The sequence below is a fragment of the Neorhizobium sp. DAR64862/K0K3 genome (genome assembly GCF_050500185.1).
Lineage (GTDB): Bacteria > Pseudomonadota > Alphaproteobacteria > Rhizobiales > Rhizobiaceae > Neorhizobium > Neorhizobium soli.
Genome location: NZ_CP191449.1, coordinates 696,716 through 711,639, shown reverse-complemented (window position 1 = coordinate 711,639; position 14,924 = coordinate 696,716). Strand labels below are relative to the sequence as shown.

15 protein-coding genes are annotated in these 14,924 nt (G+C 60.4%); 5 read left to right on the top strand and 10 right to left on the bottom strand.

All coding sequences use genetic code 11. The annotated features are described in order from the left end of the window. Positions 1-201 precede the first annotated feature (201 nt). A complete protein-coding gene (locus ACQY1L_RS03585; RefSeq protein ID WP_430242798.1) occupies positions 202-2,628 on the bottom strand; it encodes a GcvT family protein in 2,427 nt (808 codons plus the stop codon). Positions 2,629-2,834: 206 nt separating this feature from the next. Here ACQY1L_RS03585 and ACQY1L_RS03580 point away from each other — a divergent pair, with 206 nt between their 5' ends. Further along, positions 2,835-3,101: a hypothetical protein gene (locus ACQY1L_RS03580; RefSeq protein ID WP_062582644.1), complete on the top strand. Its 267-nt coding sequence runs from the start codon at positions 2,835-2,837 to the stop codon at positions 3,099-3,101. A gap of 210 nt (positions 3,102-3,311) precedes the next feature. Here the strand turns inward: ACQY1L_RS03580 and ACQY1L_RS03575 are convergent, their stop codons facing one another. From ACQY1L_RS03575 to ACQY1L_RS03560, 4 genes are all read right to left on the bottom strand, one after another. Continuing rightward, positions 3,312-3,863 (bottom strand): sarcosine oxidase subunit gamma, encoded by a 552-nt coding sequence (locus ACQY1L_RS03575; RefSeq protein ID WP_430242795.1) that lies wholly within the window; start codon positions 3,861-3,863, stop codon positions 3,312-3,314. Positions 3,864-3,873: 10 nt separating this feature from the next. Further along, the gene (locus ACQY1L_RS03570; RefSeq protein WP_430242792.1) at positions 3,874-6,831 is read right to left on the bottom strand and encodes a sarcosine oxidase subunit alpha family protein; all 2,958 of its coding nucleotides are present in this window, start codon (positions 6,829-6,831) and stop codon (positions 3,874-3,876) included. After that, positions 6,828-7,100: a sarcosine oxidase subunit delta gene (locus ACQY1L_RS03565; protein ID WP_062582640.1), complete on the bottom strand. Its 273-nt coding sequence runs from the start codon at positions 7,098-7,100 to the stop codon at positions 6,828-6,830. The genes ACQY1L_RS03570 and ACQY1L_RS03565 overlap by 4 nt, the downstream gene beginning before the upstream one ends. Positions 7,101-7,162: 62 nt before the next feature. Then, on the bottom strand, positions 7,163-8,416 hold the full coding sequence (locus ACQY1L_RS03560; protein ID WP_430242789.1) for a sarcosine oxidase subunit beta family protein: 1,254 nt from the start codon (positions 8,414-8,416) through the stop codon (positions 7,163-7,165). A 263-nt stretch (positions 8,417-8,679) separates the two neighbouring features. Here ACQY1L_RS03560 and ACQY1L_RS03555 point away from each other — a divergent pair, with 263 nt between their 5' ends. Next, positions 8,680-9,708, top strand: coding sequence for a DUF2793 domain-containing protein (locus ACQY1L_RS03555; protein WP_430242786.1), 1,029 nt, complete (start codon positions 8,680-8,682; stop codon positions 9,706-9,708). Positions 9,709-9,996: 288 nt separating this feature from the next. Continuing rightward, complete coding sequence (locus ACQY1L_RS03550) at positions 9,997-10,272, top strand: DUF1153 domain-containing protein (RefSeq protein WP_062455190.1); 276 nt, start codon at positions 9,997-9,999, stop codon at positions 10,270-10,272. Positions 10,273-10,360: 88 nt separating this feature from the next. Here ACQY1L_RS03550 and ACQY1L_RS03545 read toward each other — a convergent pair whose 3' ends face one another. After that, positions 10,361-10,819, bottom strand: a complete 459-nt coding sequence (locus ACQY1L_RS03545; protein ID WP_430242783.1) for a paraquat-inducible protein A — start codon at positions 10,817-10,819, stop codon at positions 10,361-10,363. A gap of 154 nt (positions 10,820-10,973) precedes the next feature. Beyond that, positions 10,974-11,324: a flagellar export protein FliJ gene (locus tag ACQY1L_RS03540; protein ID WP_113109878.1), complete on the bottom strand. Its 351-nt coding sequence runs from the start codon at positions 11,322-11,324 to the stop codon at positions 10,974-10,976. 427 nt (positions 11,325-11,751) lie between these two features. Between ACQY1L_RS03540 and ctrA the strand changes: the two genes are divergently transcribed. Next, a complete protein-coding gene (gene ctrA / locus ACQY1L_RS03535; protein WP_062455185.1) occupies positions 11,752-12,453 on the top strand; it encodes a response regulator transcription factor CtrA in 702 nt (233 codons plus the stop codon). A gap of 117 nt (positions 12,454-12,570) precedes the next feature. Here the strand turns inward: ctrA and ACQY1L_RS03530 are convergent, their stop codons facing one another. The 3 genes from ACQY1L_RS03530 to chpT all read right to left on the bottom strand — a co-directional run bounded on the left by ACQY1L_RS03530 (position 12,571) and on the right by chpT (position 14,067). Beyond that, the gene (locus tag ACQY1L_RS03530; RefSeq protein ID WP_430242780.1) at positions 12,571-12,822 is read right to left on the bottom strand and encodes a hypothetical protein; all 252 of its coding nucleotides are present in this window, start codon (positions 12,820-12,822) and stop codon (positions 12,571-12,573) included. A gap of 54 nt (positions 12,823-12,876) precedes the next feature. After that, positions 12,877-13,239, bottom strand: coding sequence for a response regulator (locus ACQY1L_RS03525; RefSeq protein WP_062455181.1), 363 nt, complete (start codon positions 13,237-13,239; stop codon positions 12,877-12,879). A gap of 153 nt (positions 13,240-13,392) precedes the next feature. Continuing rightward, positions 13,393-14,067 (bottom strand): histidine phosphotransferase ChpT, encoded by a 675-nt coding sequence (gene chpT / locus ACQY1L_RS03520; protein WP_062455179.1) that lies wholly within the window; start codon positions 14,065-14,067, stop codon positions 13,393-13,395. 255 nt (positions 14,068-14,322) lie between these two features. On the opposite strand from chpT, the gene ACQY1L_RS03515 reads away from it, so the two are divergent. Further along, a complete protein-coding gene (locus ACQY1L_RS03515) occupies positions 14,323-14,859 on the top strand; it encodes a DUF1134 domain-containing protein (RefSeq protein WP_062457827.1) in 537 nt (178 codons plus the stop codon). Positions 14,860-14,924: the final 65 nt, after the last annotated feature.

The following is a 14,924-nucleotide window of genomic DNA, read 5'->3' as shown; positions in this document are numbered from 1 at the left end:
ATTCCTACCGGTTTCGATCGAAATGTGAAGTGCAAAAGAAAGAGGCAGACATAATTTCAGTGGCTTTTGCAGCACGTGACGCAAATCCGCTTGGCATTGTTGAAAAAACGGCACGATTTCCACACGAATGGCAAAAACTATAGAGAAATAACCTCTGGTCTGCTTCGGTCTTGGCTTATCCGCTTCTTCAGCTTTCGACGGTCAGGACCGCATGCGCGACCCGTTGGCGTCAAAGATCGGATGCGGCTGAAGCCGGGCGATGAGCATCTCGCCGAGCACCTCGATCTGCCACCCCTCCTCGGTTCGGGAGACCTCTTTCGGCACATAGCCCATGGCGACCGACACGCCGGCGGCATGGGCGTAACCGCCCGATGTCACCCAGCCGCAGACCTGGCCGTCAAGCGAGATCGGCTCGTCGCCGAGCACGTCCGCATCTTTTGCATCGACGACGAAGGTGACGAGACGCAGCGCGCCGCCCTCCGCCTTTTCCTCGATCGCCGCGGCCTTGCCGATGAAATCGGCCTCCTTGCCATAGGCGATGAAGCGACCGAGCCCGGCTTCCACGGGACCGTAAAGCGGCCGGTATTCGCGAGACCAGCTGCCGAAGGATTTTTCGACACGCAGCGCATTCAACGCCCGAAGGCCGAACAGGGTGATCCCGAACTCCGCACCGGCCTCCATGATGAGATCGAACAGATAGCGCTGGTATTCCGGCTTCATCCACAGCTCGAAGCCGAGATCACCGGTATAGCTGACACGGCCGAGGATGACCGGGGCCATGCCGAGATCGATCTCGACGATGCCCATGAACGGCAGAGCTTCATCCGACAGGTCGAGATGGGTCAGCTTCTGCAGCACATCGCGTGACCGGGGACCCGCAATCGAAAGGCCGACCAGACCGAGATTGAGGCAATCGAACGAAACCGAATCGTCGTCCGGCAGATGCGTCTCGAACCAGCGCATATGATAGTCCTCGGCAATGCCGGAGCCGATCAGCAGGAACGCGTCGTCGCCGAGATTGGCGAGCGTGAAATCGCCGATCAGCTTGCCGGCCTCGTTCAGCATCGGCGACAGCGCCATACGGCCGACGGCTGGAACCTTGCCCGCAAGAATATGGTCGAGCCAGGCATGCGCGCCCTCGCCCCCGATCGAATATTTGGCGAACCCCGAGGTCTCCATCAGCCCGACGCTGTCGCGCACCGCCTTTGCCTCGCGGCCGACATGCTCGAAATCGGTGGAACGGCGCCAGGAAAACGCATCCTCGACGCCTTCAGGCGCAAACCACAGCGGCGTTTCGAGCCCATAGGACGCGCCGAACACCGCACCCCTCGCCTTCAGCGCGTCGTAGATCGGCGTCGTCAACAGTGGTCGCGCAGCCGGCAGTTCCTCGTTGGGATAGCGGATCGAGAAGCGGCGGGAATAGTTTTCGCGCACCTTCGCATTGGTATAGGCAAGCGACGCGTAATCGCCGTAGCGGGTGACATCCATGGCGAACACGTCGAAACCGGGATCGCCCTCGACGATCCAGTTGGCGAGCGCCAGCCCTACGCCGCCGCCCTGGCTGAACCCGGCCATGACAGCGCAGGCCGACCAGAAATTCGTCATGCCGCGCACGGGGCCGACAAGCGGGTTGCCGTCAGGCGAAAAGGTGAAGGGCCCGTTGATGATCGTCTTGATGCCGGCATTGTTGAAGGCCGGGAAATGCCGGAAGCCCACTTCCAGCTCGTTCGTGATGCGCTCCAGGTCCTCGGCCAAGAGTTCGTGGCCGAACGTCCAGGGCGTCTCGATCGGCGACCAGGGCCGGCAGTCCTTTTCATAGGTGCCCATCAGCATGCCGTTGCGTTCCTGGCGAATGTAGATCTCGCCATCGAAATCGACGCAGTGCATCAGCTCGCGACCGGACGTCTTGTTGAAGTCGATGACCTCGGGCATGTCCTCGGTGATCAGATACATGTGCTCCATGGCCAGCACCGGCAGTTCCAGCCCGACCATGCGCCCCACTTCACGGGCCCAGAGACCGGCCGCATTCACCACATGTTCGCAGCGGATCTCGCCCTTGTCCGTGATCACCCGCCAGGTTCCGTCGGGAAGCTGCACCAGGTCCTCGACCTTCGTGTGCAGGTAGATCTCGGCGCCGTTCTTCTTGGCCGATTTCGCATAGGCATGGGTTGTGCCGTAGGGGTCGAGATGGCCCTCGTGCGGATCGAACACGGCGCCCACGAACTGCGTCGGGTCGAGCAACGGCATCATCGCATGCGCTTCCTCGACCGAGACGAGTCGCGCTTCACCGTTTGCATACTTGCCCTTGGCAAGCAGCGACTTGAACCAGTCGAAGCGCTCCGGCGTCGCCGCCAGCATCAGTCCGGAGGTCATGTGCAGGCCGATGTCCTGACCGGAATAGGCCTCGATCTCCTTGTAGAGTTCGACCGTGTATTTCTGCAGCTTGGCAACGTTCGGATCGCCGTTGATCGTATGCATGCCCCCTGCTGCATGCCAGGTGGAGCCGGAGGTGAGTTCCGAACGCTCGAGCAACACGACATCGCTCCAGCCGAGCTTGGTCAGATGGTAGAGGACCGAACATCCGACGACACCGCCACCGATGACGACAACTCGAGCATGGCTTTTCATGGATCCCGTTCCCCTAACTTGATGCCTGTTTGGGGTGAGCCTAGAACCTCCCGAGAATTGCCAATAGGCTGTTCTGCGAACCCGGATTTGTCGTTTCCGACATAGTCGCTGTTCGTTTCGCGCCATGTTCGAGCAAGAGCGTGAAACTTATTTTTCAATCCTTGCGTATGCCCTTTCATGAACGCCAACCGACAGGGAATAGCGCAATGACAAACGTGCTGAGCTTCGACGAACTGGTAGGCAGCGTATTGACCACGATGCGCGATGCGACACCGCGCAAGACAATCGAGTTCGGCGTGATCCAGGGCTTCTGCCGCGATTTCGCCGAGGACCTCGCCCCCGAATTCGTCGACCTCCTGAACCGGGTCGAAGGCCTCTCAAGTCTCGTCCCGGCGCTCGAAAAGCGGCCGGACCTCGTCATGGCAGCATCCGAAGAAAAGGGTCTCTGGAGCTTCGTTCGCGAGAAGCACTGAGGCGCTTCGATGCTCAGACCGCTGACAACCTTGAAGAAGCTCATTTGACGAGAGCGACACCCTATCCTCCCTCATCCTCGCCCTTGTGGCGGGGATCCAGTCAACTCAAGTCCTTGAGCTGAAGGAGTCTTTGACCCGACAGACGTCGTGTCGCTGGATCCCCGCCACAAGGGCGAGGATGAGGGGAGTTTGGGCAACCGCCCACCACCGTCACCCGCCCGAAAACGATGCCGTCAGGGCGAATTCGCGGCCCATTTCCATCAGCTCTTCGTAGACCGAGCCGGCGAACGACCGGGGCGTGATGATCTCGAAGGCATCGGGGCCGGTGCGCGCCAAATTCACTGCGACGTGGCCGAACTGCATGTTTGCGGAATGCCCCTGCGCAAACGCCTGCGGATGCAGATCGACGCCGACGCATTTTGCAAGGATCTGCCGCACGCTGGGTCCCGAAATCGCCATCAGCACCTTGCCGTCGCTCTGATCAACGACGGAGGCGCCGGATATTTCGGATAAGTGACCGGCAACGGTCTCTGAGCCTGCGGTGAGCGACACCGCCAGCCATTCCGCCGGGCCGCAGAAGCGCGGCGCGATATCCGGGGCAGCCTTGAGTGCTAGGCCCACGGCCTGCTCCTGGCCCGCATGGGCAAGCACCGAAAAGATCACCGGCCGCCGCGCGACGGACAGGTGGTTGGGGTTGGCGCTCGTCTCGAAGCCCAGGATGTGATCTTCGAGCGCATGGCGGTGGAGAAGTGTCAAAGCCATCGTCATGCCCTCAAAGATGCTGTTTTGTGTTTTGCGGATCGACAAACACCGGCAGGCAGACTTCCGCCGCGACTTCGGTGCCGCGAAGTCCATCCCAGACAGTGATCTTCTCGCCGATCCGCTCGCGGCCGGATTTGAGAAGGCCGAGACCGATCGTGTGTCCGAGCGTCGGCGAATAGCAGGCTGATGATACGAACCCCTGGTCGCCCGCAAGCGTCGCGGCCGCGCCATCTTTCAACAGATGGGCGCCCGCCATGAACTCCTTGTCGGTTTCCACAGGCTTCAGGCCGACGAGTTGGAGGCGATCGGCGGCGGTCAGGCCGAAACGGGTCGAGAGGCGCTTGCCGATGAAATCCGGCTTGGTCATCGCCATCATCTTTCCGTAACCGAGATCGTCGGGTGTCGTGCGGCCTTCCAGTTCGGCATGGGTGACAAAGCCTTTTTCGATGCGCAGGACGTTGAGCGCCTCGACGCCGTAGGCACAGATCCCGTCCTCGCGGCCCGCTTGCATGATCGCATCGGCCACGGCTTCGCCATAGCCTGCGGGTACCGCCAGTTCGTAGGCGAGTTCGCCCGAAAACGAGATGCGGAACAGGCGCGCCTTCAGCCCGCCCTTGAGCGTGACGACCTTCGCACCGAGAAACGGTATTGCCGCATCGGAAATGTCGTCTTCCACGATCCGGGCAAGGATGATCCGCGCCTTCGGTCCGGCCAGCGACATCTGCGCCCACTGGTCGGAGGAGGACACGAAGCGCACGTCGAGATGAGGCCAGAAGGTCTGGCTTGCAAATTCCAGATGCGCCATCACTTCTGTCGCGTAAGTCGTCGTGGTGGTCATCACATAGTGGTTTTCCGACAGGCGGCTGGTCGTGCCGTCGTCGAAGACCATCCCATCCTCGCGCAGCATCAGGCCGTAACGCGCCTTGCCGACCGGCAGCTTCAGGAAGGCGTTGGAATAAACCCGGTTCAGGAATTCAGCAGCGCCTGTGCCGAAGATCTCGATCTTGCCGAGCGTCGAGACATCGCAGAGACCGGCGTTTTCGCGCACGTTGCGCACTTCGCGGTCAACGCTGTCGCGCCAGGTTTTTTCTCCGTCGCGCGCAAACCAGGAGGAGCGGTACCAGAGGCCGCTCTCGACGAAGGTCGCGCCATTCTTCTTGGCCCAGCCATGCAAAGGCGAGGTCCTGACCGGCGCCGCGTGCTCGGCCCGCGATGTGCCGGCGAGCGCGCCCATCGAGACCGGCGTGTAGAACGGCCGGAAGGTCGTGGTGCCGATTTCGGCCGGCGACACGCCGCGCATGGCAGCGACGATGCCGATCGTCGCGACATTGCCGAGCTTGCCCTGGTCGGTCGCCATGCCTGACGTGGTGTAGCGCTTGGTGTGCTCGATGTGCCTGAACCCCTCGCGCTGGGCGAGGCCGAGATCGCCCACATGCACGTCGTTCTGGAAGTCGACAAAGGCCTTGTCCTTGGCCCCCGGCACATACCAGAGCGGCGCGAAATCAGGATCGTATTCGCCTTCCACCTCGGGAATGTTTGCTTCATAGGCGGCAAAGCCGAGTTCGGTCGAAAACGCAGCTGCCTTCGATGCCCCGTCGCGAAGGCAGGCGGCGATGGTGTCGGCACCGGCAGCCGAGCCGGCAGCAACAAAGTTTGCGCCCACATCCGGCGCCACAAACGCCTTCGCCGCGTCCGACCACACGGGCTTGGCACCGCGCTGGCACATCAGATGCACGATCGGCGACCAGCCGCCGGCCATGGCCAGCGCATCGCAGGCGATCTCTTCCTCGAAACCGGCCCGCTCTGCGACCAGCGCGTCGATGCGGTTGCGGCCCTTGGTGGCGACGACGGCGCCGCCATGGATGACGCGAACGCCGTAGGGCGCCGGATCGGTTGAGGCGGCGCGCGCATCGATGATCGCGGCTACCTCGACGCCCCGGGCGGAAAGATCGGCCGCCGTGCGATAACCGGACCCACCATTGGTAAACACGGCCACCTTGGAGCCGACAGCGACGCCATAGCGGTTGAGATAGGTGCGCGCCGCATTCGCAGTCATCACGCCCGGGCGGTCGTTGCCGCCGAATACGAGAGGCCGTTCTTCGGCACCGGAGGCAAGGATCGCCCGTTTGGCGACGATGCGCCAGACACACTCGACCGGCAGATCCGGCGACGGCGTCTGCACGTGCTTCTGCACCCGCTCGACGGCGCCGAACACCATGTCGTCATACCAGCCGAACGCGGTGGTGCGCGGCATCATCGTCACGTTCGGAAACGACGCGAGCTCCTCGACCAGAGTTGCCGCGTAGTCGCTCGCCGCCTGCCCGCCGATCACGACGTTTTCGGATAGCAGCGATCCCCCGAAGCGGGCGCTTTCATCGGCAATCAGCACACGCGCACCGGCGCGGGCGGCAGAAAGTGCCGCCATCAGGCCGGCAGGCCCTGCGCCGACGACCAGCAGGTCGCAATGCGCCCAGGCCTTCTCGTAGCGGTCCGGATCCGCGTCCATTGTCAGCTTGCCGAGCCCGGCGGCACGGCGGATCAGCGGCTCGTAGAGCTTTTCCCAGAGCATCGCCGGCCACATAAAGGTCTTGTAGTAGAAGCCGGCGCCCAGAAACGGCGACAGCAGGCCGTTGACCGCGCCCATATCGAAGGCGAGCGACGGCCAGCGGTTCTGACTGACGGCGGTGAGGCCATTGTAAAGCTCGGCCACCGTCGCGCGCACGTTCGGCTCAGACCGGGCACCGCTGCCAACAGTCATCAATGCGTTGGGCTCGGCGGAACCTGATGTCACCGGGCCACGCGGGCGGTGATACTTAAAGCTGCGGCCCATCAGCATCTGGTCGTTGGCGATCAGCGCCGAGGCGAGCGTATCGCCGTCGAACCCGGTATAGCTTTTGCCGTCGAACGTGAATGTCAGGGGATTGGCCCGGTTGACGAGACCGCCGGCATCAAGACGATAGGCGCTCATCGGCTCCCCTCCTGAGATGCTTGCGCATCCGTCACACCGAAGACCTCATGCGTAAGGTTGTCGCGATCGACCACCAGCCAGCGGCGGCAGCCGGCCGCGTGATGCCAGTATTCCTGATATCGGCCCTTTGGATTGTCGCGGACATAGACATAGCGGTGCCAGGCCTCGTCCTTTTCGGACGCCGACGGGCGGGCAATCACGGCGCCGCGCACCGAAAACTCTTCCTTCGGCCGCGTTCCGCAATGGGGGCAGGTAATCAGGCTTGCCATGTCTTAATCTCGGTCTTTGTGTCAGGCTCAGTCTTGGGTCTTCGTCTCGGTGCGGATACGGCTCAGTGCATGTTCGGTTGCGGGCCTTTGCCGCCCTCGTCGAGCACATAGCCCCGCTCGAACCGGTCGAGCCGCATGAAGCGCGAGACGTGATGGGTTTCGTTCTTGGCGATCAGATGCGCGAAGCAGAAGCCCGAGGCCGGCGTGGCCTTGAAGCCGCCGTAGCACCAGCCGGCGTTGAGATAGAGATTGTCGATCGGCGTGCGGTCGATGATCGGTGATCCGTCCATCGACATGTCCATCACGCCACCCCAGGCCCGCAGCGCCTTGGCGCGCGAAAGTCCGGGGATCAGCGACACGCCCTCCTGCATCGTCTCCTCGACGGTCGCAAGATTGCCGCGCTGAGCATAGGAGGAATAGTAGTCGATATTGGCACCGAACACGAGACCGCCCTTGTCCGACTGCGAGATGTAGAAATGTCCCGCGCCATAGGTGATGACGTTGTCGATGACAGGCTTCAGCCCCTCCGACACGAAAGCCTGCAGCACATGCGTCTCGATGGGCAAAGCCAGATCCGCCATCCGCCCGACCGTCGTCGTGTTGCCGGCAGCGGCCAGCGCCAGCCGGTTGCAGCCGATAAAGCCCTTGGTCGTCTCGACGCCCTCGACTTCGCCGCCCGGTCCACGGCGAATGCCCGTCACCTCGCAATGCTGGATGATATCGACACCTCTCGCATCGGCACCCCGTGCGTAGCCCCAGGCGACCGCATCGTGACGCACCGTGCCGCCGCGCTTTTGCAGGAGACCGCCAATGACGGGAAAGCGGCCGTGGTCGAAATTAAGATAGGGCGCGAGCCTTCGCACCTGTTCGCGGTCGAGCAGATCCGCATCGACGCCGTGAAGCCGCATCGCATTGCCGCGACGCGCGTATTCATCGCGCTGGCCGTCGGAATGGAAAAGATTCAGCACGCCACGCTGCGACACCATGGCATTGTAGTTGAAGTCCCGCTCCAGCCCTTCCCACAACTTCAAGGACATCTCGTAGAACGGATTATTGCCTTCCAGCAGGTAGTTGGACCGGATGATCGTGGTGTTGCGGCCGACATTGCCCGACCCGATATAGCCCTTCTCGATCACAGCGACATTGGTGATGCCGAATTCCTTGGCAAGGTAGTAGGCCGTCGCCAGACCATGCCCGCCACCGCCGACGATGATCACATCGTAATGCGGTTTCGGCTCCGGCTCGCGCCATGCCGGCGTCCAGCGACGATTGCCCGAAAGCGCCTGCTTGATGATCGATAAGGCGGAATATCGCATGCCGTGTTCCCGTGCTCGTTGCGCCCACATTCGCACATGCGGACGAAGAAACAAGGGCAATCGGGACATCGAAACGCCAGTTTCCTGCCTTGGCGAGACAAGCCCCCACACCGTTGCCGTCCCGCCACGCCGAACGTTGCGGGCGCCGATTTTGGCGCAGGCACTTATTGTATTTCAGTCACTTAACACGGGTTACATCCTTACGCGCAGGCACGGCCGTAAAATCCACGCGACCAACACAAGCCAACCTTTGGGAGCGCGACATGCCCGATACGACCACCCTTCTCGACATGCCCTTCATCCTGCCGTCGCAGGCGCAGAAACACGTCACCCATAACGAGGCGCTGCTTGTTCTGGATGCGCTGGTGCATCTGACAATTCTCTCCGAACTGTCGGCCCCACCGACCTCGCCTGCCGACGGCAATCGCCATCTGGTGGGTGCGAGCGCGACCGGGGCATGGACTGGCAAGACCGGCAGCATCGCCGCCTGGCAGGACGGCGCCTGGACCTTCCTGACCGTGAAGACGGGATGGCGGGCATGGTTTGCGGAAACTTCTCGCCTGCGTGTGTTTGATGGCGCTGCATGGCGGGATGTTCCGCTGCCGGATCAGGGCACCCTGAGCCTGCTCGGCATAAACGCTGTCGCCGATGCCACCAACCGATTGTCGCTGTCGTCTCCTGCAAGCCTCTTCAACCATGCCGGCAACGGTCACCAGATCAAGGTCAACAAGGCGGCCGCAACCGACACCGCATCGCTGCTGTTCCAGTCCAACTGGACCGGGTTCGCAGAAATGGGGCTTGCCGGAAACACCGAATTCTCCATCAAGATCAGCGACGGCACCACCTGGCGCACGGGTCTCGCCATCAGCCCGACAGGTCGTGTCAGCCGACCCAACCAGCCGGCAGCGCGCGCCTATCGCACCGGCACCACATTCACGCCGACATCAGGCCAGCAGAGCGGCTTTACCACCTACGCCCTCAACCAGGGCAGTTTCGGACTTGGCGCTTCGGCAGCCGGCGGCGGCAACGCGATGACGGTTCCAGCAGCCGGCATCTACCTCGTTACCCTCAATCTCGTCGTCACCACATCGTCTGGGCATGGGGCGGTGCTGCTGCGCAACGGTACGGAGACACTGATGACACTCAACGGCATAACGGGTGGCGCGCAGTCGCAAGGCGCAAGCGGCGTGTTTTCGCTGAGCGCAGGCGATAGCCTGACGCTTCAGCACTCCGGCACCGCACAGGTGACACTGGGTGCCGGCAAGACGGAGCTCTCGCTGACCCTGCTCTGACCAAAATCGACGTGGCCGATTATCGCAATTCCAGTTGCAAAGATCGGCCATTTTACCCGCGCGGTGGCCACAATGTGTCATCTTCCGGAGCAGCCATGAAATAAAACAAGAAATTCATCACTTAAGACAACTCTAACAATGCCTTGTTTTAAAAGGTTTTTGTCGGCTCGAATCAAGTGAATTGCGACCAATGCGGGTTTGGCCACAAATGGCGCGTCTCGTTTAGTCAAATGTTAAAACTGCCCCGGTAGGCTCTCGTTTGTGGTCTTGCGTTGTGTAGAGAGTCCAATGACCGAAATGATACGTCCCCGAGTTAAATATGTCATCGGTCCCGATGGCAGCCCGCTTACGATTGCGGATCTTCCGCCGGCCAATACGCGCCGCTGGGTTATCCGTCGTAAGGCAGAGGTTGTCGCCGCGGTTCGCGGCGGCCTGTTGAGCTTGGAAGAAGCCTGCGAGCGTTATACGCTCACCGTCGAAGAATTCCTGTCCTGGCAAGCGTCTATCAACGACCACGGCCTGGCCGGTCTTCGGACCACCCGCATTCAGCAGTACCGCCATTAGGCGAAGTCAGCAGACCACTGTTCATCGGTAAAATCGAAGTGCCGTTGCCTCACCGCAGCGGCACTTTTTATTTGCCCTGGTTTGAATCTTACCGGGACAAGGACGGTTCTCGCCTCGCCAGTTGCGGCAATATGCCGGCGATGATCGCCGAGGCCGCATAGAACCACAGGCCGGGTTGCGTTACTGCCTGCGCGAGGCCGGACGTCTTGGCCGCAAACACCACGAGTGCCACCAGCATCACATCCATCATCGACCATTTCGCAAGATGCGGCATCACGCGCGCAAAAAATCCCGGCTGACGATTGCCGCGAAAGGCTTGCGCGCCGAGCGCCATATGCTTTGCAACCGGGAAGACAATCGAGAACAGTCCGACGATGAGCGCAAGCGCGACATCGCCCTGCCCCCATAGAGCAGAAACGAGTTCGACCAGCGACGGCGTCTCGCGAAAGAAATACAGCCGGTCGAAGCGAATGATCGGCAGGGTCAGACCCAGGGCCAGAAAAACACAAGCGACGGCATAAAGCGAAAACCAGATGAGCCTTCTCATCGGGCACCCATAGCAAAGCTTGGGCCACACGTCTGCCCTGCCGCTCCGTGGAAAAAGTCGAAAAAACAAGAACGGGGGCACCGGATTGCGGTCCCCTCGTCAAAGTCCTCTCGCTATCGTGTGATGCGCTCGGCTGGCAACCAGCCGACGGGCATCAGGCGCGGGCGCGCATACCGGTGTCGCGCTCTTCGAGCGCCGACGCCTTTGCAAATTCGGCTTCCGCCTCTTCCAGCGCAAGCTCGGCCGCATCCTGCTGGATCCGAAGTTCCCGGATCGAGACTTGCAGATTGTCGGCCCTTTGACGGGCAGCCTTGGCAAAAGTCGGATAGGCGAAGTGATTCGGGTCCGAAATTCCCGATTTTTTCTCCTCGACGGTGATCTGGTGCTCCAGTTCCTTCGCCATTCTTTCGAATTCGGCCATCATCGTCTGCAACTGCAGTAGTTGACGACGCTTTTCGTTAACCTGAAAATTCTTCAGGCGAACAAGATTGTCACGCGATTTCATACGCAATACTCCGTGGATAGCGAGACCCAGGCCGGTAAACCCCTGTTCAATACAGTGCGAGGCTCAAAAAATTTCCGAGGCGTTAACAAATTTGGCGCCGCGTTAACCTTTCATTTACAGGCATCATTAACAATAAGCCTGATCATTTAAGGGTCGGTAAATGCCAAGGCCGGTTTTCGGTCACGACAATGTCGGAGTCGTTTGAATCACTTAGCGGGGTTTCCTCCTCCGCTGAATCAAGCTGGCGATGACCAATCCTTAAAGTAAAACAGGCTGCTACTAATTTTGCTTAACAAAATGATGCACCTTGCCAGGACCGCTCATAATTTGTTAACCAGTTTCTGGCAGCTTCCAAATCAGGCTCAGTCTGGATCCGTATCGAGTAAGGGGGCATCGGTAACCTTACGCGGCGGTAAAGGGGAAAATTATGCGGGTTCTACTCATCGAAGATGACAGCGCGACGGCCCAGTCGATCGAGCTGATGCTGAAATCGGAAAGCTTCAACTGCTATACGACCGACCTTGGCGAAGAAGGCGTCGACCTTGGTAAGTTGTATGACTACGATATCATTCTTCTTGACCTCAATCTCCCCGACATGTCGGGTTATGAAGTGCTTCGCACTCTGAGATTGTCAAAGGTCAAGACGCCAATCCTGATCCTGTCGGGCATGGCGGGCATCGAAGACAAGGTACGAGGCCTTGGTTTCGGCGCAGACGACTACATGACCAAGCCGTTCCACAAGGACGAACTGGTTGCACGCATCCACGCCATCGTTCGACGTTCGAAGGGCCATGCCCAGTCGATCATCATCACCGGCGAACTGATCGTGAACCTCGACGCCAAGACCGTCGAAGTCGGCGGCCAGCGTGTGCACCTGACGGGCAAGGAATACCAGATGCTGGAGCTTCTTTCGCTCCGCAAGGGGACCACGCTCACCAAGGAAATGTTCCTCAACCACCTTTATGGCGGTATGGACGAGCCGGAACTGAAGATCATCGACGTCTTCATCTGCAAGCTGCGCAAGAAGCTCGCAAATGCGGCCGGTGGCGCGAACTACATCGAGACTGTCTGGGGCCGTGGCTACGTGCTGCGCGAACCTGACAATGTCGAGCTCGCAGAAACCGCCTGAGCCTGAAAACTTTTCCCTATCCCGGATTGAAGAGCACCCGCGCAAGCGGGTGTTTTTGCGTTTGAGATTGCCGAGGTGAAAGCGCTGAGGATTGACGAATTCAGCGCGGTGTCCGGATCAAGTTTCCATAAACACGGTTCGAGCTTGTTGCCACTCGTCCCAGCAGTTCTCAGGATCGATGTCGAGATAGCCGCGCTGCTCGTCCATTTTCTGAGCAACATCACGGGAAACTGCGATGACCTCACACGTGTCGGTGATTTCGAGGACCTCGTCTTCCGTCAGAGGGCTCCCCTTCGCTCTCTCGCTTTGAAGTAGCGTCGCGATGAGACTGGGTACGGGGTAGAGAACGAGAAGTTTGTCTTCGCTCACAGGACACCTCCGAGACGCGGCTTCACTCAGCGCACGCTGCAAACACTGAAACTATCAAGCCGCAACAGCGAAGCCGCCGAACACCGATGTCAGGATCTTGCGGTCGAAAGGTTTGAGGAGAAAATCGCTGGCGCCAGCGCGTTTGCCGGCCATCATCTTCTTCAGGTCCGTCTCGATGACGCAGTAGAAGATCTTGACGTCCTTGCCGCGATCCATTGCCCGGACAGAGGCGATCAGACCGAGCGCGTCGTCGAGGCCTGCATCGACGATCAGGAAGTTCGGCAAGGTTGCACGGCAGCCGGTCAGTGCTTCCTGCGCAGTGCCCGCTTCGGAAACCAGAAAGCCGATCTCCGAGAGAATGCGCTTGCCCACTTTGCGCACGATGTCCGAACTGTCTGCAATCATCATTCGCTGCATCGTGTTTCCCCTGATGCTGTGCCCGTCCCTGGGCAACATCCACCATGACCCGAATGAAGCTAAGAAAGAGTTACGCGTCAGGCGCAGCGCGAAAAGCGCGGGCCGCCTCAAGGCAACCCGCGCTTTTCACATGTCAGAGCTCTTGATCGGGTCTCAGACCTCTTCGGAAACGGCCGGCACTTCGGCAGGGACGGTTTCCGCGATGAAGGTGATCTTGTCTTCAGACACCACGTATTTCAAATCCATGCCGCATTCGTCGGCCAGCAGAACCGTGTAATAGGGCTGGATCGTGTGGGCATCGACCGCCTCTTCCATGGCGCCCGACAGCACTTCGACGAATTTCGCCGGCACGCGCATCATCCGGCCTTTGATGGTGATGATGAACTTCGCGTCGAATTCCGGGTTTTCGAGTGTCACATCGAGAGAGCCGCCACGCGGAATGCCGCCGTAAGCGACAGTGAAGAGGTTGAGGAGCAGCTTGACCCGGTTCTTCGGGATGATGGCGCGCGGGCCGTTCCAGGAGACTTCCGTCTTCTTTTCGGCGACCGCGAACTCCTTGGCAGCCTTTTCGGCCTCGCCCGTATCGATCGATGCACCAACAGAGCCGGAGGCGCCGAAAGCAAGCCGCGCGAATTTCAGACGCACCGAGGCGTTCATGGCCGATGTACGGATCAGGTCGAGCGCATCCGCGTCGGCGGCTCCCTCATCGAGAAGCTCCAGGCCATTGTTGATGGCTCCGACCGGCGAGATGATATCGTGGCAGACCCGGCTGCAGAGGAGAGCTGCCAGATCCGGACCGCCGAGGGTTAGATTGGGATTTTTAGGCATGCGTGTCTCCGGCTGGATGAAAATATTCCCTCGCGCATGTGCCACAGCAACATTGCGCGGGGATTGTCGACGGTCAATGTGTATAGGTGCCGCCATAATGACACCATTTGTGGTAAACCGATTGTTAACGTCATGCCGCCAAGATAGAGGCGGCTTAAGCATGACGCTTGATAACGGAAGATTTAACAAACGGACTTCAATATGCGCCGCCAGAACCTTTCCGCCTTCGCTCGCTTTGCCACCGCTTTCGTGGTCATGGCAACCGCTTTCTGTGTCACAATCGAAAGGGCATCCGCCCAGCAGAATGCTTCGCAGTATTCGATGCAGGAAATTGTCGATGCCGGCCACGGCTTTTTCGGCTCCACCAGCGGCGGTCTCGCCAAGGTGGTGGAAAACGCTTTCTCGAAATACGGCCTGCCCAACGGTTACATTCTCGGCCAGGAAGGCTCCGGCGCCTTCATCGCCGGCCTGACCTATGGCGAAGGCCAGCTTTACACGAAGAATGCCGGACAGCATCCCACCTACTGGCAGGGACCGTCGCTCGGCATCGACTACGGTGGCCAGGGCACCCGCGCCATGATGCTGGTCTATGACCTGCCGACGGTCGATTCCCTCTACGCGCGCTTCGGCGGCGTTTCCGGCTCGGCCTTCGTGGTCGCCGGCGTCGGCATGACGGTGCTGCGCAACAACAACGTCATCCTGGTGCCGATCCGCACCGGCCTCGGCGCCCGTCTCGGCATTAATGTCGGCTATCTGAAGATGACCCGCGAAGCCACCTGGAACCCCTTCTGAGCGGCAGGCAGACGCCTCCACCGGGCGAGCCCACTTGCCGGGTGCAGGCGCCCGTGCTTAAAAAG